Genomic DNA, 20,326 nt, shown 5'->3' on the forward strand with positions numbered 1-20,326 from the left:
ATCACGATGGCAACCCTGGTCCTCGGCGCCGTCGGCACGCTGGTCGGCGGCCCGCTGGGCGGCGCGCTCGGCGCGCTGGCCGGACGGCAGATCGACGGCGCGATCATCGGCAGCCCCAGGGGCGAGGGCCCTCGGCTCGACGAGCTGAAGGTCACCACATCGAGCTACGGCCAGCCGATCCCGCGCCATATCGGGCGGATGCGGACGGCGGGCACAATCATCTGGGCGACCGACCTCAAGGAGCATGGCGAAACGACCGGGGGCAAGGGCAAGCCCAGGACGACGACCTATTCCTATTCCACCAGCTTCGCCGTCGCGCTCGCCTGCCATCCGATCGACGCGGTCGGGCGCATCTGGGCGGACGGGAACCTGCTGCGCGGCGCGGCGGGCGATCTGAAGACCGGCGGGCGCCTGCGCGTCCATCTCGGCCATGGCGACCAGCTGCCGGATCCCCTGATGCAGGCGGCGCTCGGTGCGCAGTGTCCCGCCTTTCGCGGCATTGCCTATCTGGTGTTTGAGGATCTCCAGCTCGCCGATTTCGGCAATCGCATTCCCGCGCTGAGCTACGAGGTGTTCAGCGGAACGGGATCGGCGGCGGTCGGCGCGTTGGCGCACGCCGCCGGGATTTCAGCGGATCCCGCGCTCGTGCTGCCGCAGGTCGAAGGTTTCACCCAGACCGGCGAGGCGCCGATCCAGACGCTCGCCTTTCTCGATACCGTCATCCCGATGGTCCCGATCGCAGCGGCGGACGGATTGCGCATCGCCGCGCCGCCCTCGGCTCAAACGGCGGCTGTCCTCGGGCCCGCGGCGAGCTGGGACGAGGGCGATTTCGGAGCGCAAGGAGGCACGCGCAGCGAAAGCGTCGCGCCGCCTCCAGCCAGCTTTGCAGGCGTGCGCTATTACGATGTCGAGCGCGATTATCTTCCCGGTGTCCAGCGCGCCGTGGCTCGACCCGAACGGACCGGCCAGGACGTAATCGACCTGCCCGTGGCCAGCCATGCCGAAGGTGCCCGTCAGCTCGCCCGTGCGATTCAGCGCCGCGAGGCAGAAGCCCGCTCGCGCCATTTCGTCCGGCTGGCGGAACTCGACCCGTCGGTGTTTCCCGGCGCCCGCCTGCGCGTTCCGGGGCGCTCCGGTATCTGGGCGGTGATGGCCTGGGAGTGGCGGGAAAAGGGCGTCGAGATCGAGCTGCATCGCTTGGCTCACCCGCAAAGCGACCTGTCCGCACCCGCCAGCCATGGCCTGCCTTGGGCACCCCTCGACCGGTCCGCGAGCATGACGCTGCTCGACGCCTTCGAATTGCCCTGGGACGGCCACGGATCGCCGGACACCGGCAGCGTCCACGTGGCTCTCAGCGCGAGCGAAGGCCGGTGGGCGGGCGCCGCGCTCTACGCCGATAGCGCCGGGACACTCGTACCGCTCGGCCCCGGTGCCGGTCCGCCCGCAGTGGTCGGCACTCTGGTGGAGCCATTAAGCGGGTCGCCATCCTTGATGGTCGAGACAGGGACGCCGCTGGAACTCGAACTGGCCAGCGATGATATGCTGCTCGCCCCGGCCGCGATGGCGGCAGTCGCATTGGGGCGGAACCGGCTGATACTGGGCGAAGAGATCGTCCAATTCCTGGACGCGCGACAGACCGGGCCCCGACGCTGGGCTCTAAACGGGTTGCTGCGCGGGCGCCTTGGAACCGAACATGCCGCGCGCCTCGGTCACGATGCAGGAACGCCGATGGCGCTGCTCGACGAGCGCATAATCTCGCTGGAACCGGAGCAGGTCGCTTCCATCACCCGGCTCGCGGCGATCGGCAGTGCGGAGGACGATCCCGTCTATGCGCCGATCCGCGCACGCGGCACGGCTGCGGCTCCGCCCTCGCCCGTCCATCCTCGCGTCACACCCATGTCCGATGGCGGGCTGGACCTCGCTTGGACGCGCCGGGCTCGCGGCGCCTGGCGCTGGAGCGAGGGAACCGAAATTCCCCTCGTCGAGGCGAGCGAACTCTACGAGGTCGGCGTGGGGCCGGTCGATGCACCGGTCGCCCTGTGGCAGACCTCGACACCCTCGCTCACGATCACCGGGTCCGAACGGGCCGATCTTGCCGCAGCCTTGCCGGGCGGAACGATATGGGTCCGGCAGGTGGGCACTCTCGCCCGATCACGCCCACTCGCGTTGAAAACCCTCCCCTGATCCGCATAATCGAGGAATTACCTGATGACCGATCCGATCGCGCTCGATGCGCGCACCCCGCGCCATTCACTTCCCCTGCTCTATCCGGGCCAGGCCCAGAAGGAGGTGTTCGTGAACGAGGCCCTCGCGCGCCTGGATGCGGTGGCTCAGCCGGTGGTCCTGGCACGTCGCACAGCCCCTCCGACCAGCCATTCGGCTGGCGACACGTATCTGGTGGTGGGACCAGCCAGCGGCGAGTGGAGCGGGCAGGAGGATCGCCTCGCGATCTCTCAGGAGACTCACTGGGTGTTCCAGTCGCCTTTCGAGGGAATGCGAATCTATGACAGGGAACAGGCCGCGATGAGGCTCTGGCGCGACGGCTGGAGCGATCCGCAATCGGTCCCCGACCCCGCCGGTGGGGCGAACATCGATACCGAAGCCCGTGGCGCTATTGCAACACTTTTGCTCTGTCTTCGCAGTCTCGGCATTCTTCCGGCGAATTGAGGGAACTTGATTAGGCAGGACCCGTTTGCAGCTACCGAGACGGACATTTCGACCGAATTGTAAAGGACTGGCGCGGTTTAGCGACTATCTTGCAACAGTTCCCGCCTAAGTCCGGCTTGCCACCCGTGAGGGGAAAAGTTAGATAACCTGCCACTCGGTGGCTTAAATTCGCAATAAGGGGATTTTTATAATGCGGAAACTCGTCATAGGAATGGCGATGGCCTCTACGGCCTTGGCATCGCCTGCCCTTGCACGTGACGGCGCTTGGTACGTCGGCGTGGAAGCAGGTCCGATGATCGTCGAAGACACGGATTTCGATATCGGCCAAACTGGTGACGTCACCAGCATTGACTACGATGTTGGTTTCGACGCTGGCGGCTTCGTTGGTTACGATTTCGGCCCGGTCCGTATCGAAGCCGAAGCACGCTATGCTGAAGCTAATATCGATCAGGTCCGCGTCGGAACCACTGGCTTCCTCGCCTCGAACGTTCGTGCCGCTCCGGGTGTCTATCCCGCCAGCGGCCAGATCGATTCGCTTGCGTTCATGGTGAACGGTCTTGCGGATTTCGGTCCGGATGACGGTCTTCAGGGCTTTGTCGGCGGTGGTGTTGGCGTTGCTCGCACCGGCCTCGACGCGCGTGTCGTCCAGCGTGACCCTTCGGGCATCGACGATTCCGATACCGATTTCGCTTGGCAGATCCTCGCGGGTATCCGCGCTCCGCTGACCGAGAACATCGACGTCGGTTTGAAGTATCGCATGTTCACCGCCGAGAACGTCCTGCTGACGGACGCTCTGGGTCGTTCGTTCCAGGAAGATGTCCGTTCGCACTCGCTGATGGGCACGCTGACCTACAACTTCGGCGCTCCGGCAGTCGTGGCTCCGCCGCCGCCTCCCCCGCCGCCGCCGCCGCCGCCGCCGCCGCCGCCCCCGCCGCCGCCGCCTCCCCCGCAGCCGACCTGTGAGTCGGGTCCGTACATCGTCTTCTTCAACTGGGACAAGTCGGACATCACGCCGGAAGCAGCGACGATCCTCGACAACGCGGTTTCGGCCTACGCCAATTGCGGCATGGCTTCGGTCATGCTCGCCGGCTACACCGACACTTCGGGCTCGGCCCAGTACAACGTCGGCCTGTCCGAGCGTCGTAACGCTTCGGTCCGCGATTATCTGACGGCACGTGGCGTCCCGGGTGGCCGTATCACCAGCGAAGGCTTCGGTGAAACGAACCTGCGCGTTCCGACCGCCGACGGCGTCCGCGAACTGCAGAACCGTCGTGTGGAAATCACCTACGGTCCGGGTTCGGGCATGTAAGTCCAACGCCTAGCGTTGAAATGATTGAGGGGCCGGAGCAATCCGGCCCCTTTTTCGTTGCTCCCAGGTAAGCTGGCGCAAAGCGCGCTTTTTCCTCACTCGCCACGGAGCACCCCACCATGACGATACGCCCCCTCGCCGCATTTGCCGGAAGCCTTGTCTTGCTGGCCGGAACCGCTGCCTGCACCACCATGTCCGATACCCAAGGCATGGCTGGAGATACGATCGGAACGGCCAGTCTTGCCTTTGCCAATGGAAGCCCCGCCGGAACGGCGATGCTGATGCGCTCGGGCGATGGCTATTCGATCATGGTGCAGGCTCGCGGGCTCACGCCCGGTGCCCATGGTTTCCACCTGCACACGACCGGCCGATGCGACGCGCCGGACTTCACCAGCGCAGGCGGCCACCTCAATCCCGGCGACCGCAGCCACGGACGCCTGTCGGCGCAAGGGCCTCATCTCGGCGATCTGACCAATCTTCAGGTCGGCAGCGATGGAACGGTGACCGCCACGGTCGAAATCCCGAATGTGCGCGCTGACGCGCTGGCGCAGATTTTCGATACCGATGGCACGGCGGTCATGATCCACGCCGGACCTGACGATTACCGGTCCGATCCAGCGGGCGATGCGGGATCGCGCGTGGCCTGTGGCGTACTTGTCCGCAGCTGATCGCTGCAATCAGCCAGTTTAAAGAAGTGAGCGGGCGAAGTGGTCTCAGACCGCCTCGCCTGCTTCGCGTGCCCGTTCCACTACGCTCGACCCCGCCGCCGGCACCAGTTTGAGCGCCAGCAGCAGCATGACGAGGCCGATGGGCGCGACCGAGAGGGTCGTCAGCATCCCCGTGCTCAATCCGCCTTCGCTCACCGCCGAGACATAACCCGCCAGGAAGGGTCCGATACCCAGCCCGATAAGCGTGGTCGACAGGAAGAAGATCGCCGTCGCCATGCCGCGCATACGCGGCAGAACCAGCGCCTGACTGCTCGCAGCCGCGGCACCCAACGCCGAAGCGGAGATCATCTGCGCCAGGAAGCTCGCGATGTAGAATACGGGCAGGCTATCGGTCGTATAGGCGACCACCACCGGCGGGATCGAAACGACCAGGCCGAAGAGGATCACCATGACGCGCCCATTGGGGAAGCGTTCGAGCAGGAAATCGGCCATCCGCCCGCCCAGGATCACGCCAAGGAAACCGGCGAGTGCGGCGGGCATTCCCAACAGCCACCCCAGCTCGGTCTTTGCCGCACCCAGATTCCGTTCTGCATAGGGGGCACCCCAATAGGACGCGGCATAGGACATGAAAGCGACCGTGCCGTATCCCAGCACCACTGTCATGAAGGCGGGCGAGCCCCAGGTCAGGCGGAAGGTCGGCAGGTCGCGCGAACGCAGCGCCACGGCCCAGCTGAAGACCGCGTAATAGCCGACGCCGAGAAACAGCCACTGGTCGGCAACGCCGGGAACGAGCGACGAGGTCGCGCCCGCCGTCAGCCGTGAGAGACCCATGGCCAGTGCCCCGAAACCGATCGCCGCGACCACGTTGATGGCCAGAGCGCCCATCCCGCGCCGTGCGGCGCCCAGCAGGGTGAAGGGCGGAATCACCTGCAAAAGTTCTTCCACGAACCCTTTGAAGGGGTGCGGATTTTCAGGTGTCGGCATCCCATCGATCGCGCCACGGACGGGTTCGCGAAGGGTCATAACCCACAAGGCCAGCAACAGGCCTGGAATACCTACCGAGAGAAAGGCCGCCTGCCATCCGGCGAGGCCGAGAGGCCCGCCATCGGGATAGGCCGCGTTCCAGTTCTCCACCACCAGCGCGCCGATCCAGATGGAGATGCCGCCGCCGATATAGAGGCCGGAGGAATAGATCGCGAGGGCGGTCGCACGCAGGCGGGCCGGGAACCAGTCCGAAATCAGCGAATAGGCCGAAGGGCTGGCGGTCGCCTCGCCCACGCCCACGCCGATCCGCGCCGCCGTCAGGGTGCCCGCGTTCTTGGCGAAGCCGGACAGCGCCGTCATCGCCGACCACAAGGTCAGGCCAACAGCCATCAGACGAACACGCTTCCAGCTGTCGGCCAGCTTGCCGAGCGGAATACCGAACAGGGCATAGAAGACGGCGAAGGCGGTGCCGTAGAGGAAGCCGAGATAATCGTCCGCGACGCCCAGATCGGCCTTGATGTCGTTTGCGAGGATCGAGAGGATCTGCCGGTCGATGAAATTCAGCACATAGACCAGCACCAGCACGCCCAGCGCATACCAGCTATACGAAGGCACCTTGGCGTTCGGATCGACTGGCGCCTTTTCCGGCTGCACGACCTCTTCGATCTCGCTCAAGCCTTCTCTCCCTATCCCGTCATGTCCTGTTTGTAAGGAGTGGTATCGGTTAGGCCCGCCTCGGCAAAGCCTTTTCGCCGCAAACGGCAGGAATCACATACGCCGCAGGCGATTCCTTCGGGCGCGGGATCGTAGCACGACCAGCTCCAGGCGGGATCGAGGCCGAGCCTGTGGCACTCGCGCGCGATATCGGCCTTGGTCATGAATTGCAGCGGCGCGTGGATCGTGAAGGGTCTGCCCTCGACGCCCTGCTTCGTTCCCAAACGTGCCGTCTCGGCGAAGCTGGCGATGAATTCGGGGCGGCAATCCGGGTAACCGGAATAATCGAGCGCATTCACCCCGATGAAGATGTCGCCCGCGCCGCTCGCCTCCGCGAAAGCAGTGGTCAGGGCCAGGAAAACGAGATTGCGCGCGGGCACATAAGTCACGGGGATCGCATCGTCCTCCACCCCCGATTTCGGCACGGCGATATCGTCGGTCAGCGCCGAACCGCCGAATTGGCGCAGATCGAGCGGCAGTTCGACGTGACGGGTCACGCCCAAACGCCTGCCGATATCGCGCGCGGACTGAAGCTCGCGACGGTGCCTTTGTCCGTAATCCACACTGAGCGCGTGCACCGCGTAACCCTGCTCGCGCGCCAGGGCGGCGACGACCATCGAATCGAGCCCGCCCGAGAGCAGGATCACGGCGGCTTTCGGATTGTCTGGCATATCGGTCATGCAGGCGGCGCTACGCCGGTGGGACTGCGGCCACAAGTCTCAGCGGCAGGCACCGACGCGGCGCGCCTCGGCCGCGAACTGAAACGGCCTGCCGCCTTCGATGCCCTGGCTGTCGATCTGCGCCAGTGCATTCGTTTCGCGCCGGATGTTCGTGCGGCCATATCCGTCGCCACGGCAGGTATATTGGACGGTGATCTCGTTCGCAGCATCTTCGACGACGAAGCGATTGCAGGCTGCGCCGCGATGGCGAAGCTGGACCAGCTCGCTTCCGTCGCGCACGCAGATCGAGCGCACCGACCTGCCGCCGCGGGTCGTGACTTCCCATAATCCGCGATCGAGCTTCGACAACATGCCGAGCGAAGACTGCGCCGTTGCAGGCGCGAACGTCATTGCCCCGGTCACGATGCCGAGCATCAGCGCGCCGCAAGTGCCAAGAATGCGCAAAGGTTTGGCCATGGCCATTCTCCGATCCGCGACCACCCCACTCTTGTAGGCGAAATCGCGTCGATTGTCCTCTCGATCGATGAAAAAGCGTCTCGCTTCGACAGGCCGTCAGGCCGCGATCGGGAAGCTCCGCGAACAGAATGCGCAATCGACGAGAATGATCCCGTCCTCGTTGCGCATCTCCTGACGATCGCTTTCGGGAAAGCGCGCCAGCAGTTTCTCGTAATGCTCGGCCGTGCAGCGGCATCCGCGCGCCAGCACGGGGCCGCGGGTCACGCGCACCTCGTCCTCTTCGTGGAACAGCCGCCACACGATCGCATCCATCGACAGCGCCGGGTCGAGCAGTTCCTCGTGCTTGATCGATCCGGCCATCACCGCGACGTGTTCCCATTCCGGGTGGTCCAGCCGGACATGAAGGCGTTCGCGCCCTTCCTCGCCATCGGGCAGGTGCTGTACCAGCAGCCCCGCAGCCGTGCATCCATCCGTTCCCGACGCGATCGCGACGCGGATCAGCGTGGGGACCTGCTCAGACTGGATGAAATAGCTCTGGCAGGCATCCGCGAGACTATCGCCTTCCAGCGGCACGATGCCCTGATACCGGCCCCGCTCGCCCGGCAGGTCGAAGGTCAACGCGAGATAGCCTTTCCCGAACAGCGCATATAGCGACGGGTTCGCACCCAGTTCGGTCAGGCGATCGGCGTCGAAATCGACATAGCCGCGCAGATCACCGTCCTTGTAATCGCAGGCGAGGAGGCTCACCGGACCGGCATCGGTCTGGGCCTGCATGGTGACTTGCGCGCCCTCCTCCTTCAGCAGCGATCCGATCAGCGCGATCAGCACCAGCGCTTCTGCCAGCAGATGCGTGATCGGCGGCGGATAATCGTGCGCCGAGAGAATCTCGTCCAACACGGCATCCAGCCGCACGGCACGACCGCGCGCGTGTTGCGACGGAATCATGAAGCCCAGCACCTGACCGGCAAAAATCTCGGGCAGCGCGGGTTTGTCAGCGGGTTCGGGGGAATGCGTGGGAGCGGGGGTCTTGTCCGTCATCCACCCCATATGGTGACCGATCCCTCCGCTGGAAAGGCCATCACGCAAACCCGCTTCAGATCTGGCCGAAACACCAGCGCAAAATGGATTTCTGCGCGTGGATGCGGTTCTCCGCCTCGTCGAAGACCACGGATTGCGATCCTTCGAAGACCTCTTCGCTCACCTCGTCGCCGACATGGGCGGGAAGGCAGTGCAGGAACAGGGCATCGGATTTCGCCACGCCCATCAGCGGCGCATCGATCCTGAAGGGCTCCATGGCCTTGAGCTTGTCCTCGGCATGGGTCTGGCCCATCGACACCCAGGTGTCGGTGACGAGTACGTCCGCGCCCTCGGCCGCCGCGCGAGCATCCTGCGTCAGCGTGATCGTGGCTCCGCCCGCGCGCGCCATATCCACGAACTCCGCTTCCGGCTCATAGCCCTGAGGCGTCGCCACGCGGACGTTGAACTTCATCAGCCCCGCCGCTTCGAGAATCGAATGGAGCACGTTGTTCCCATCGCCGAACCAGGCGATCTCGAGGCCTGGCAGAGCCTTTCCGTGTTCGACCAGCGTCAGCAGGTCGGCGACGATCTGGCAGGGATGCGAACGATCGGTCAGGCCGTTGATGACGGGCACGTGGGCGTGGTGGGCTAGCTCTTCCGCCTTCGCATGATCGTCGGTGCGGATCATGATCGCATCCACCATCCGGCTGAGGACACGCGCAGTGTCGGCGATGCTCTCGCCCCGGCCCAGTTGGCTGGTGCCCGCGTCGAGGATCAGCGCGCTGCCGCCCAATTGCCGCATCCCGATATCGAAGCTGACGCGGGTGCGGGTGGAGGCTTTCTCGAAGATCATCCCCAGCACATGACCCGCCAGCGGCGCATCCGCGTCGGGCTTCCCCTTCGGCCAGCCCTTGCGCGCCGCCTTGCGGTCCACCGCATCGCCGATCATCGCGGCAATCACATCTCCGCCCGCATCCGACAGGTCGAGGAAATTGCGCACGGAGGGCGCGAGGTCGAGTGCGCCGCCCGTCATGCAGCCACCGCCGGATCGTAGCTCGCCGCGCCGGCGGAAAGCTTGTCGAGGAATTCGTCGAATTCGGCCTCGTCCGCCACCAGCGGGGGCAGGACGCGCAGGGTCTGATCGCCCGCCGCGACAGTCAGGAGCTTATGATTGTCGCGCAGGTGGACGAAGAAGGGCCGGCTTTCCACCTTCATGCGGATGCCCAGCATCAGCCCCATGCCGCGCACGCAATCGAACAGGTCGGGATAATTGCCGATGAATTGTTCGAGCCGTGCCCGCAGCCGTTCGCCCTTGGCCGTAACCTCGGCGAGAAATTCGTCATTGGCGACCGTGTCCATCACGGCCTGGCCAGCCGCCATCGCCAGCGGATTGCCGCCATAGGTCGATCCATGCGTGCCGAATCCCATGCCACGCGCCGCTTTCTCGGTGGCGAGACAGGCGCCGAGCGGGAAGCCGCCGCCAATGCCCTTGGCGCTGGCCATCACGTCCGGCTCGATCCCGTAATGCTCATGGGCATACATCTTGCCGGTGCGCGCGACGCCGCACTGGACCTCGTCCAGCACCAGCATCAGATCGTGCTCGTCGCAGAGGGCGCGCAGGCCGCTCATGAATTCCTGGCTGGCCGGGCGGATGCCGCCCTCTCCTTGGATGGGTTCGACCAGAAAGCCCGCCGTCTTCGGCCCGATCAGCGCCTTGGCGGCCTCGAGATCGTCGAACTCGCAATAGACGAAGCCGGGCAGAAGGGGCTGGAAGCCCTTGTGCATCTTTTCCTGATTGGAGGCGCTGATCGTCGCCATGGTGCGGCCGTGGAAGGCGTTGGTGAAGGTGATCAGCTCGGTGCGGTTGGCATCGCCATCCGCGTGCTGGTGATAGGCGCGCGCGGTCTTGATCGCGCATTCCACCGCCTCGGCCCCCGAATTGGTGAAGAAGACCGTATCGGCAAAGGTCGCATCCACCAGGCTCTGCGCCAGCTTCTCGCCCTGCGGACTGCCATAGAGATTGGAAACGTGCATCAGCGTTTCCGCCTGACGCTGGATCGCGCCGATCAGGGCGGGATGCGAATGGCCAAGGAGATTGACCGCGATGCCGCTGGCGAAATCGAGATAGCGCGTGCCGTCCTCGTCGATCAGATGACAGTTCTCACCGCGAACGGGGCGCACGCCACAGCGGGGATAGACGGGCATCAGCGGCGAAATCGACATGGGGTTCTCCGGTAAAATTCGATTGGTTCGATAGGCTCCCGAACGAGAAATGGCGGCCCCCGAGAGGAACCGCCATTCTCGTTTGCTCGGCGTTCTATGGTCTCACGCCTGCCCGGTCAAACCGGGAGCGGGACCAGCCCGGTCCGCTTCTCAGTCGGAAGCGGGGACCAGATTGACCGCCGAGTACTTGCCGCGTCGGTCGACTTCGAGATCGAAGGTGTAACGCTCGCCTTCATTGATCCCGGCGAGGCCGGAACGCTCGACCGCGCTGATGTGCACGAACGCGTCGGGCTGGCCATCGTCGCGCGTCAGGAAGCCGAAGCCCTTCATCGCGTTGAAGAACTTGACCGTCCCGGTCGCCTTCTCACCCGTCACTTCGCGCTTGGGCGGGCCACCGGCATTGCCAGCGGGCACCACGTCACCCACGATCTGAAGATCCTGCGCCGACACTTTGCCACCGCGATCGACGAGATTGAATTCCAGTTCCTGGCCTTCGCCCAGGCCTTCGAGGCCGGCGCGTTCGACGGCACTGATGTGGACGAAGATATCTTCGCCGCCGCCATCCTGCTGGATGAAGCCGAAACCCTTCTGGGCGTTGAAGAACTTGACCGTTCCCTTGCCGGTGCCGACGACCTGTGCGGGCATACGGTTTCCACCGCCGCCACCGCCACCGCCGCGGAAACCACCGCCGCCGCCGCTGCCGAAGCCGCCACGATCGTCACCGCCGAAGCCGCCTCCGCCACGGTAACCGCCGCCACCGCCGCCGCCGCGATAGCCGCCGCCACCGCCGCCGCTGTAACCGCCGCCGCCGTAACCGCCGCGATCGTCACCGCCGAAACCGCCCCCCGGAGGGCCGCCGAAGGGATCGTAATCTTCGCCGATTCCGTCGCGCTTGTCCCGTCCCCGTCGACGGCCTTTATCGTAACCCATAATTCAAAACATACCTTTGCGCCGCCCCGTCGTGAGTGCGCCGGATCGAGGGCCGCGAATGCGAACCGGCGCGGGGCGGCGATGCCCGAAAAGGCAAATCCGCCCCATTATCGATTCCCCCATAGCGGCAAATCGAACGGGACGCGAACGATTTAGCGCAGATGAACGAAATCGCGCACTTTCGGGATAGTATCGGCAAGCGTCGCGCTAACTTTGGGAAGCTTGATAAGCCTGCGCGTTTGGCGATTGCATCACCGCATCAGGGCAGGCATTTGCAATTCATGGACATTCTCTCGCTCTTGTCGGACCCGGCGGCCTGGCTCGCTCTGCTGACGCTCATCGCGCTCGAGGTCGTACTCGGGATCGACAATCTGATCTTCATCGCGATCCTGTCGAATAAACTGCCCGAGCATCAACAGCAGCGCGCACGTCGAATCGGCCTGTCTCTGGCCCTGGTCATGCGGATCGGGATGCTGATGCTGATCGGCTGGCTGGTGACGTTGCAGACGCCCCTTTTCGATCTCGGCATCCAGGGCGCACCCAACGATTATGGCGAGCCGAGCTTCGATACCGCCTTTTCGGGCCGCGACCTGATCCTTCTGGTCGGTGGCCTGTTCCTGCTGTGGAAGGCGACCAAGGAAATCCACCATTCGATGGAGCCGGAAGACGATTCGGGCGATCTGCTCGACAAGACGCCGGACAAGACGCCCACGGTGGGCGATGCGGTAAAGGCCAGCTTCGGCACCGTGATCGCGCAGATCGTGGCGATCGATCTGGTCTTCTCGGTCGATTCGATCCTGACTGCCGTGGGCATGACCGACGATATTCCGATCATGGTTGCCGCCGTCGTCATCACCGTCGCGATCATGATGATCGCCGCCGATCCCCTGGCGCGCTTCATCGAGAAGAACCCGACGCTGGTGATGCTCGCGCTCGCCTTCCTCGTGATGATCGGCGTCGTGCTGATCGCGGACGGGTTCGGATTCCACGTGCCCAAGGGCTATATCTACGCCGCGATGGGCTTCTCGGTCGGGGTCGAAATCCTCAACATCGTCCAGCGTAACCGCCGCAGGAAAAAGCGCGCCGCCATGACCAATGCCGCTAGGGAGAACGCAGCATGAGTGAATTCAAACCGATCGCCGATGGTTTCTTCGCCGCCGGCCAGATCGAACCTTCCGATATCGCCCGCGCGAAGGCGGCGGGTATCGTCGCGGTGGTCAACAACCGCCCCGATGGCGAAGCGGCCGATCAACCGGCGGGCGACACGATCCGCAAGGCCGCGGAAGAGGCGGGCCTTGCCTATACCGCGATCCCGATCGGACCGAACGGCTTCGGGCTGGATGATGTCGAGAAGCTGTCCGCCGTGCTCGACCAGGCGACCGGCCCGGTGCTGGGCTTCTGCCGCACCGGCACACGCTCGACCTTGCTCTGGTCGCTTGCCCAGGCGCATAAGGGCCGCGACCTCGACGGGATTGCAGGCGACGCGGCGCAGGCCGGCTACGATGTCTCCCCGGTCCGCCCGGCGATGGAGCAGCTTGCCGCGCGCGCCGGATCCTGAAGGCGGCGAATGACGGACATTCCGCCCGATCTCCTGCAGTTTGCGGGCTCGCTCGGTGCGATATTGCTGCTGGCGGGCATTGCCTGGTCACTGAAGCTGGGCCCACGGCGCAGGCTTGATAGCGACGATGCGGCCCGCGAGGCAGGCGCCGAGGCGCTGGACGGATTCGTGCCGATCGCGGTGGCCAGAGATCGGGGTGGCGAAGCTGCTCTCCTTCGCGATGATGAGGGTCGCATCCTCCTCCTGCGCCAGCACGGATCGCATTTCGCCGGACGCCTGCTCGGCGACATGGCGAGCGCGCGGATCGAGGACGGCGCGCTGATCGTCGACAGCGGCGAGCGGCGCTATGGCGTGGTGCGGCTGGCTATCGATCAGCCCGAAGCTTGGAGAGATGCGATCGCGCGCCTATGATCGCGCGGTCATGCCGGATTTCTCGCCCACCGAACTCGCCGTGCCCGGCTTCGTCGCGCTGGTTCTGATCGAGATGATCTGGGCCTGGCGCAAAAGGCGCGAGGCTTACGAGCCGCGCGACACGCTCACCAGCCTCGCCTTCGGATTGGGCAGCACGGTGGCCGGGTTGCTGACCGGCGGCCTCTTCCTCGCCCTGTTCCTGTGGGCATGGCAGTTCCGCCTGTTCGATATCGGGTGGAGCTGGTGGGCCTTCGCCCTGTGCTTCGTGCTCGACGATCTTGCCTATTACTGGGTCCATCGCTTCGGCCATAGGGTGCGCTGGTTCTGGGCGAGCCACGTCAACCACCATTCCAGCCAGCACTACAATCTGTCGACCGCGCTGCGCCAGACCTGGACCGGGTTCCTGACGCTGGGCTTCGCGTTCAAGCTGCCGCTGGTGCTGATCGGTTTCCACCCGGGGATGATCGCGATCTGCGCGGGCTTCAACCTCATCTACCAGTTCTGGATTCACACCGAAGCGATCCACAGGATGCCGCGCTGGTTCGAAGCGGTGATGAACACGCCCAGCCACCACCGCGTCCACCACGCCACCAACCCCCGCTATCTCGACCGCAATTATGCGGGCGTCTTCATCATCTGGGACCGGCTGTTCGGCACGTTCGAGGCCGAACGCGACGACGAAAAAATCCGCTACGGGATCGTCAAACAGCTCGGCAGCTTCAATCTGATCTGGGCTGTGTTCCACGAATGGATCGGCATCGCCGAGGATGTTCGCCGCGCGCCGTGGCGGCATAAGCTGTCCTATCTCCTGCGCGAACCGGGCTGGAGCCATGACGGCAGCCGCCAGACCTCGGACCAGATCCGCGCGGACTGGATCGCGCGATCGCCAGCCGCCAATAAGGTTGCCGCAAACAAGGTTGCAGTCGAAAACGCGATTGCCGAGACGGGAAAGCCTACCTAACCTCTCTCCTCGAGGGAGAGAGAAAATGGACGAATTCGACGTCATCGTGGTCGGCGGCGGCAGCGGCGGTTGCGCGGTCGCGGGCCGTTTGGCCGAGGCTGGGTACAGCGTCTGCCTGCTTGAGGCGGGCGGGCGCAACGACACGTTCGGGGTAAAGACCCCCGCCATGCTCGCCTTCACCGGGCCGAAGATCAATTATCGCTACGAAACCGTGCCCCAGAAGGGGCTGAACGGACGGCGAGGCTATCAGCCGCGCGGCAAGGGGCTGGGCGGATCGTCGGCGATCAACGCCATGATCTATATCCGCGGCAACCGCTACGATTACGACAATTGGGCCGCGCTGGGGTGCGACGGGTGGAGCTATGATGACGTGCTCCCCTATTTCAAGCGCGCCGAACACAATGTGCGCGGGGCCGACGAGTATCACGGCGCATCCGGCCCCCTGTGGGTGAGTGACCAGAGCGCGGTCAATCCCGGCAGCCATGCCTTCGTCGAGGCCGCGACGCAGCTCCAATTGCCGCAGAATCGCGACTTCAACGGCGCGAAGCAGGAAGGTTTCGGGCTCTATCAGGTGACCCAGAAGGATGGCGAGCGCTGGTCGGCCTCGCGCGGCTATGTCGAACCGCTGCGCAAATCGCGCAATCTCGACGTGCGGATCGGGGTCACCGTCCAGAAGGTGGAAATCGACGATGGGCGCGTTACCGGCGTGACCTATTCGGCTGGCGACCGCCAGCGCACCGTGCGCGCCCGCGGGGGTGTGGTGATGAGCGCGGGCGCCTTCAATTCGCCGCAGATCCTGATGCTGTCGGGCATCGGGCCGGGGGATCACCTTAACGAGCATGGGATTACGGTGCAGCGCGCCTGCGATGCGGTCGGGTCGGACCTTCAGGACCACATCGACTACGTCTCGAGCTGGGAAAGCCATGATGACGGGTTTTTCGGCGACAGCCTGAAGGGCACGATGCGGATGGCCAAGGCGCTGATCGAGCATCGCCGCCATCGTACCGGGATCATGACCACCCCCTATGCCGAGGCAGGCGGATTCTGGACTGTGATGCACGATGCGCCCGCGCCCGACATCCAGTGGCACTTCGTTCCCGCCATGCTGGAGGATCACGGGCGGACCAAGGTGAAGGGGCACGGCTTCTCGCTCCATGCCTGCGTCCTGCGCCCCGAAAGCCGGGGGAGCGTGCGGCTCGCCAGCAGGCGCGCGGGCGATGCGCCCGTGATCGATCCGAATTTCCTCGACGACGACCGCGATCTCGCCGTGCTGAGAAAGGGCGTGCGCCTGTCGCACCGGATCGTCGATGCGCCCGCGATGCAGGCGTTCGAACCGAAGGACCGCTATCCGGTCGATCTCGACGACGATGCGGCGCTCGACGACCTCATCCGCAACCGCGCCGACACGGTCTATCACCCGGTCGGCACCTGCCGCATGGGGTCGGATGCGGACAGCGTGGTCGATCCCAAGCTGAAGGTTCGCGGTATCGAGGGGCTGTGGGTCGCCGATGCGAGCGTGATGCCAAGGCTCGTCAGCGGCAACACCAATGCGCCCAGCATCATGATCGGCGAAAGATGCGCGGATTTCGTGAAGTACGCGCTGGGATGAATTCAGGGTCCTGCGTGGTGGTGCGCATGGTCTCATAAAACCCGTCACCCCCGCGCAGGCGGGGGTCCAGGCCTGCATCAGCCGCGCTAGCTGGATCCCCGCCTACGCGGGGATGACGAGGTTGGGAGGGTCGCTCTCGATGTCGGGTGGCCAAGCCGAGAGCGCGGGCACCAGGGAACGAGCGTAGAGGTTTTGTTTTGCGCAAGCGCGTCCGCGCTCGCGATATCCTCGCGCCTGACGGCGCTGCGGGCGGCCAGTCGGCCTTGCGGACCCGGCGGGTCCGAGAGTTTTTGTTTTGCGCAAGCGCGTCCGCGCTCGCGATATCCTCGCGCCTATCGGCGCTGCGGGCGGGCAGTCGCCCTTGCGGACTTGGCGGGTCCGTACTCCGCGACTAAGGCTTAAAGCTGGGAATGGTCCGGTCCGCGACCAGCGGACTGCAAGCGCGACCGCGCGCCCGCAGGTGCCCCGTAGCGAAGCGAAGGGAACAGCACCGAGGACGAACCCGCGGAGGCGGGTTCGCAACACAAAACCAAACAAAAAAAGGGCCGAGGCATCGCCTCGGCCCTCAGTCTCATGTTCGCAGGAGGAACAAGGGTTGGCGGGGAGAGAGGTAGGAGAGAGAGGAGAGAGAAACCCCACGCCCCGCCAATTCGGTGATACTCAGTTGTAGGCCCGCTCTCCGTGCTCGGCGATGTCGAGGCCGTTGACCTCGTCCTCTTCCGAGACGCGCAGGCCGGTGACGAGCTTGGCGATCATGCCGGCGATGAAGGTGCCGACCGCCGCCCAGACGATGGTGACGACCACGCCTTCGAGCTGGATCAGAACCTGCGCCAGCGTGCCGACTTCGCCATCGCCGGGTCCGCCGATGAAGGGCTGGACCACGATGCCGGTGCCGATCGCGCCGACCACGCCGCCGATGCCGTGAATGCCGAAAGCATCGAGGCTGTCGTCGTAGCCGAACTTGGTCTTCACCTTGGCGACGAAGAAGTAGCAGACCGCCGAGGCAACGATGCCGAGCAGGATCGCGCCGAACGGGCCGCTATTGCCCGCTGCGGGCGTCACGGCGACGAGGCCCGCGATCACACCCGAACAGAAGCCCAGCGCGCTGCCCTTGTGGCCGGCCAGCTTCTCGATCACCATCCAGGTCAGCGCACCTGCCGCGGTGGCGACGAAGGTGTTGATCATGGCCAGACCGGCGACACCGTCGGCCTCGAGTTCCGACCCGGCGTTGAAGCCGAACCAGCCCACCCAGAGAAGGCCCGTGCCGATCATGGTCATCACGAGGCTGTGCGGCGGCATCGGTTCGGCGGGATAGCCGCGACGCTTGCCGAGCATCATGGCCAGCACCAGGCCGGAGACACCGGCATTGATGTGGACCACGGTGCCGCCCGCGAAATCGAGCGCGCCCGCATCGAACAGGAGACCGCCGGTCGCCCACACCATGTGCGCGATCGGGAAATAGACGATGGTCAGCCAGATCGGCACGAACACCATCATGGCGGAAAACTTCATCCGCTCCGCCGTGGCGCCCAGGATGAGGGCTGCGGTGATGGCCGCGAAGGTCATCTGGAAGCTGATGAAGACGTATTCGCTGATGACCTCGTCGCTGAAGGTCGCCGCCGTGCTGTCGGCATTGGTGCCGGTCAGGAAGGCGTTGCCCCAGCTGAAGAAGGCGTTGCCTTCGGGTCCGAAAGCGGTCGAATAGCCCCACATCACCCAGATCAGCATCGCGAGCGCGGCAGTCGCGCCCACCTGCGTCAGGGTGGAGAGCATGTTCTTGGACCGCGTCAGGCCGCCATAGAACAGCGCGAGGCCCGGCAGGATCATCAGCAGGACCAGAATGGTGGATGTCATCATCCAGGCATTGTTACCGGGATTGGGCACGGCTGCGGCGGCTTCCGCGGTCGCGCCGGCGATGGGCGATCCGGTGACGCCGTCAACCGCTTCCTGAACGGCTTCCTGCGCCGTCGCGATGGCCGAGGATGCCCCGGCCAGAAGAGCAGTGCCGATCGAAGCGGCGCGGACGAAAGGTGTGCGGATCATGGTGACTCCCATGTTCGTGACGCAGGTCATAGCGCGGTGTCTCCCGTTTCGCCGGTGCGGATGCGCGTCGCGGCGGCGAGGTCGAGCACGAAGATCTTGCCATCCCCGATGGCTTCGGTGCTGGCGGTCTGCTGGATCGTTTCGACGACCTGGGGCGCCAGATCGTCGCTCGCGGCGATCTCCAGCTTCACCTTGGGCAGCATGTTGGTCGAATATTCGGCGCCGCGATAGATTTCGGTCTGGCCCTTCTGGCGCCCGAAACCCTTCACTTCCGAAACGGTCATGCCAGCAACACCGATCGCGCCGAGCGCTTCGCGCACCTCGTCGAGCTTGAACGGCTTGATGACGGCGATGATGTATTTCACGTCGCGCATCCCCCTTGTCAAAGGCCGGGCCCGTTCCCGGCTCTCGCAAGTGCAGCAAAACGTGTGCCAAACCCTGAAACCGCGCAATAACAACGCACTGCGCCTGCGCGTTTCGATAACCTTTGTTTAACGAATAAGCTCGTGCCTAAATTTAAGGCAGCTCTAGCGCCACCGTGACAGGCAGATGGTCCGATGCGATCGCGGACAGGGCGGTATGATGCGCGCCGCTTGCGATCACGCGGAAATGGGCGGAGGCGACCAGCCGGTCGAGCCGGGCGATCGGCTTGCGGCTGGGGAAGCTCGCTCCGGGCGTGACGAGCGTCCAACCATCGCCGAATTCGCGCATCGCGCCGGTGCTGCGGCCCCATTGGTTGAAATCGCCCGCGATCACGGTGGGGCAGTCGCCCTCGCATTCGCTCACGAATTTCAGCAGCGCGCGGACCTGGGCGCGGCGGCGCAGACCCGACAGGTCGAGATGCGTGCCGATGATGCGAAAGATCGCACCGTCGTGCCGCAGCACCGCACTTGCCGCGCCGCGCGGCTCGATCGTCGGCAGGTCCAGCGCCTCGCCGCTCTCGATATCCATATCGCGCCGCACCAAGATGGCATTGCCGTGCCAGCCGATGCTGCGCGGTCGCTTCGCCAAAGGAACCACGCGCCAGGGGGTATCGTCGAGCAGCGCCTTGGGCAGCACGCTCGCCCGCTCGCCGAGGCGCAGATCCGCTTCCTGCAAGGCGATGACATCGGCATCGATTTCGCGCAGCACGGATATGATCCGGTCGGGGTCGCGCCTGCGATCGACGCCGACGGCCTTGTGGATGTTGTAGCTGGCGAAAGTGAGCTTCACGCGCTCAGAGGAAGTCGCGCAAGGTTTTCATGAAGCGATCGAACTGGTCGTGATGGAGCCAGTGGCCCGCATTCTCGAACTCGATCACCCGCGCATTCGCGAAATGCTCCAGCCGCCCGTCGCCTTCCGGGTTGGAGGCCCAACTGTCCGCCCCATAGAGCAGCAGGGTGGGCGCGCTGATCGCGGCCCAGGTCTGGTGGAGGAATTCGTCCGCGACATCCTCGACATGCCAGACATTCAGATGCGGATCGAACTTCCAGCTATAGGTGCCGTCCTCGTTGCGGGTGACTCCGTGCAGCGTCAGATGGCGGGCCTGCGCCTCGGTGAGGTAGCTGTTCTCCTCGATCATGCGCGCAAACGCCGCCTCGATCGTTTCGTATTTGCGTGGGCTTCGCGCGGCGGCGGCGCGCTTCTTCTCGATCCATTCGGCCATGCGCTGCGGATAGGGATCGGCGCGCATTTCCTCCTGCCGCTTGGGGCTGGGGCCGAGCCCTTCGATGGCGACGATCTTGCGGACCTTGTCGGGAAAGGTCCCGGCATAGCGCAGCGCGACATTGCCGCCCATCGAGTGGCTGACGATGGTGACCTCACGGTCGCCCAGTTGATGGACGAGCTGGGCAAGGTCGTAGACCATGTCCTGAACCTGATAATTCCCATCGCTCACCCAGTCCGAATCGCCGTGGCCGCGATGGTCGAAGGCGACGACGTGCCAGTCCTCGCGCAGTTCTTCCGCCACCCAGTCCCAGCTGCGCGCATGATCGCGCCCACCATGGACGAGCATCAGCAGCGGTTTTTCGGGATCGCCCCAGTCGAGGTAATTGAGGCGCAGGCGCTGCGAGACGAAGGTCTGCGAAGTGGGTCCGGTGAGAGTCATCCGTGCTATC

20 protein-coding genes are annotated in these 20,326 nt (G+C 64.9%); 9 read left to right on the forward strand and 11 right to left on the reverse strand.

Annotation, left to right across the window (positions count from 1 at the left end; all coding sequences use genetic code 11):
- Positions 1-6 precede the first annotated feature (6 nt).
- The 4 genes from GRI47_RS11260 to GRI47_RS11275 all read left to right on the forward strand — a co-directional run bounded on the left by GRI47_RS11260 (position 7) and on the right by GRI47_RS11275 (position 4,644).
- Positions 7-2,184: a GTA baseplate fiber-binding domain-containing protein gene (locus GRI47_RS11260; RefSeq protein ID WP_160661486.1), complete on the forward strand. Its 2,178-nt coding sequence runs from the start codon at positions 7-9 to the stop codon at positions 2,182-2,184.
- Between the two features lie 24 nt (positions 2,185-2,208).
- A complete protein-coding gene (locus tag GRI47_RS11265) occupies positions 2,209-2,667 on the forward strand; it encodes a DUF2793 domain-containing protein (protein WP_160661487.1) in 459 nt (152 codons plus the stop codon).
- A 190-nt stretch (positions 2,668-2,857) separates the two neighbouring features.
- Positions 2,858-3,976 carry an OmpA family protein gene (locus GRI47_RS11270; RefSeq protein WP_160661488.1) on the forward strand — a complete coding sequence of 373 codons (1,119 nt, stop codon included), beginning with the start codon at positions 2,858-2,860 and terminating at the stop codon, positions 3,974-3,976.
- 119 nt (positions 3,977-4,095) lie between these two features.
- Positions 4,096-4,644, forward strand: a complete 549-nt coding sequence (locus GRI47_RS11275) for a superoxide dismutase family protein (RefSeq protein ID WP_202387475.1) — start codon at positions 4,096-4,098, stop codon at positions 4,642-4,644.
- Positions 4,645-4,689: 45 nt separating this feature from the next.
- Here the strand turns inward: GRI47_RS11275 and GRI47_RS11280 are convergent, their stop codons facing one another.
- The 7 genes from GRI47_RS11280 to GRI47_RS15200 all read right to left on the reverse strand — a co-directional run bounded on the left by GRI47_RS11280 (position 4,690) and on the right by GRI47_RS15200 (position 11,648).
- The gene (locus tag GRI47_RS11280; RefSeq protein WP_202387478.1) at positions 4,690-6,303 is read right to left on the reverse strand and encodes an MFS transporter; all 1,614 of its coding nucleotides are present in this window, start codon (positions 6,301-6,303) and stop codon (positions 4,690-4,692) included.
- 11 nt (positions 6,304-6,314) lie between these two features.
- Positions 6,315-7,013, reverse strand: a complete 699-nt coding sequence (gene queC / locus GRI47_RS11285) for a 7-cyano-7-deazaguanine synthase QueC (protein ID WP_419957002.1) — start codon at positions 7,011-7,013, stop codon at positions 6,315-6,317.
- A 48-nt stretch (positions 7,014-7,061) separates the two neighbouring features.
- Positions 7,062-7,478 (reverse strand): DUF3617 domain-containing protein, encoded by a 417-nt coding sequence (locus GRI47_RS11290; protein WP_237452778.1) that lies wholly within the window; start codon positions 7,476-7,478, stop codon positions 7,062-7,064.
- A 96-nt stretch (positions 7,479-7,574) separates the two neighbouring features.
- Positions 7,575-8,516 carry an Hsp33 family molecular chaperone HslO gene (gene hslO, locus GRI47_RS11295; protein ID WP_160661490.1) on the reverse strand — a complete coding sequence of 314 codons (942 nt, stop codon included), beginning with the start codon at positions 8,514-8,516 and terminating at the stop codon, positions 7,575-7,577.
- A gap of 55 nt (positions 8,517-8,571) precedes the next feature.
- Positions 8,572-9,528, reverse strand: coding sequence for an ornithine carbamoyltransferase (argF, locus tag GRI47_RS11300; RefSeq protein WP_160661491.1), 957 nt, complete (start codon positions 9,526-9,528; stop codon positions 8,572-8,574).
- Positions 9,525-10,718 (reverse strand): aspartate aminotransferase family protein, encoded by a 1,194-nt coding sequence (locus GRI47_RS11305; protein WP_160661492.1) that lies wholly within the window; start codon positions 10,716-10,718, stop codon positions 9,525-9,527. The genes argF and GRI47_RS11305 overlap by 4 nt, the downstream gene beginning before the upstream one ends.
- A gap of 150 nt (positions 10,719-10,868) precedes the next feature.
- Entirely contained in the window at positions 10,869-11,648 is a 780-nt protein-coding gene (locus tag GRI47_RS15200; RefSeq protein WP_160661493.1) for a cold-shock protein, read from the reverse strand.
- 281 nt (positions 11,649-11,929) lie between these two features.
- Between GRI47_RS15200 and GRI47_RS11315 the strand changes: the two genes are divergently transcribed.
- Genes GRI47_RS11315 through GRI47_RS11335 form a run of 5 tightly spaced genes read left to right on the forward strand, consistent with a single transcriptional unit; the run spans position 11,930 to position 16,187 of the window.
- Entirely contained in the window at positions 11,930-12,769 is an 840-nt protein-coding gene (locus GRI47_RS11315) for a TerC family protein (RefSeq protein WP_160661494.1), read from the forward strand.
- Positions 12,766-13,206: a protein tyrosine phosphatase family protein gene (locus GRI47_RS11320; RefSeq protein ID WP_160661495.1), complete on the forward strand. Its 441-nt coding sequence runs from the start codon at positions 12,766-12,768 to the stop codon at positions 13,204-13,206. Before GRI47_RS11315 ends, GRI47_RS11320 begins: the two co-directional genes overlap by 4 nt.
- Positions 13,207-13,215: 9 nt before the next feature.
- On the forward strand, positions 13,216-13,617 hold the full coding sequence (locus tag GRI47_RS11325; RefSeq protein ID WP_202387481.1) for a hypothetical protein: 402 nt from the start codon (positions 13,216-13,218) through the stop codon (positions 13,615-13,617).
- Positions 13,618-13,627: 10 nt separating this feature from the next.
- Positions 13,628-14,578 carry a sterol desaturase family protein gene (locus tag GRI47_RS11330; RefSeq protein ID WP_160661853.1) on the forward strand — a complete coding sequence of 317 codons (951 nt, stop codon included), beginning with the start codon at positions 13,628-13,630 and terminating at the stop codon, positions 14,576-14,578.
- A gap of 25 nt (positions 14,579-14,603) precedes the next feature.
- A complete protein-coding gene (locus GRI47_RS11335) occupies positions 14,604-16,187 on the forward strand; it encodes a GMC family oxidoreductase (RefSeq protein WP_160661496.1) in 1,584 nt (527 codons plus the stop codon).
- Between the two features lie 660 nt (positions 16,188-16,847).
- Here GRI47_RS11335 and GRI47_RS11340 read toward each other — a convergent pair.
- From GRI47_RS11340 to GRI47_RS11355, 4 genes are all read right to left on the reverse strand, one after another.
- Entirely contained in the window at positions 16,848-18,230 is a 1,383-nt protein-coding gene (locus tag GRI47_RS11340) for an ammonium transporter (protein WP_160661497.1), read from the reverse strand.
- Positions 18,231-18,256: 26 nt separating this feature from the next.
- Positions 18,257-18,595, reverse strand: coding sequence for a P-II family nitrogen regulator (locus tag GRI47_RS11345; protein WP_160661498.1), 339 nt, complete (start codon positions 18,593-18,595; stop codon positions 18,257-18,259).
- A 151-nt stretch (positions 18,596-18,746) separates the two neighbouring features.
- A complete protein-coding gene (locus tag GRI47_RS11350; RefSeq protein WP_160661499.1) occupies positions 18,747-19,442 on the reverse strand; it encodes an endonuclease/exonuclease/phosphatase family protein in 696 nt (231 codons plus the stop codon).
- Between the two features lie 4 nt (positions 19,443-19,446).
- Complete coding sequence (locus GRI47_RS11355) at positions 19,447-20,316, reverse strand: alpha/beta fold hydrolase (protein WP_160661500.1); 870 nt, start codon at positions 20,314-20,316, stop codon at positions 19,447-19,449.
- Positions 20,317-20,326 lie beyond the last annotated feature (10 nt).

This window comes from Qipengyuania pelagi (assembly GCF_009827295.1).
In the GTDB taxonomy this organism is placed as follows: domain Bacteria; phylum Pseudomonadota; class Alphaproteobacteria; order Sphingomonadales; family Sphingomonadaceae; genus Qipengyuania; species Qipengyuania pelagi.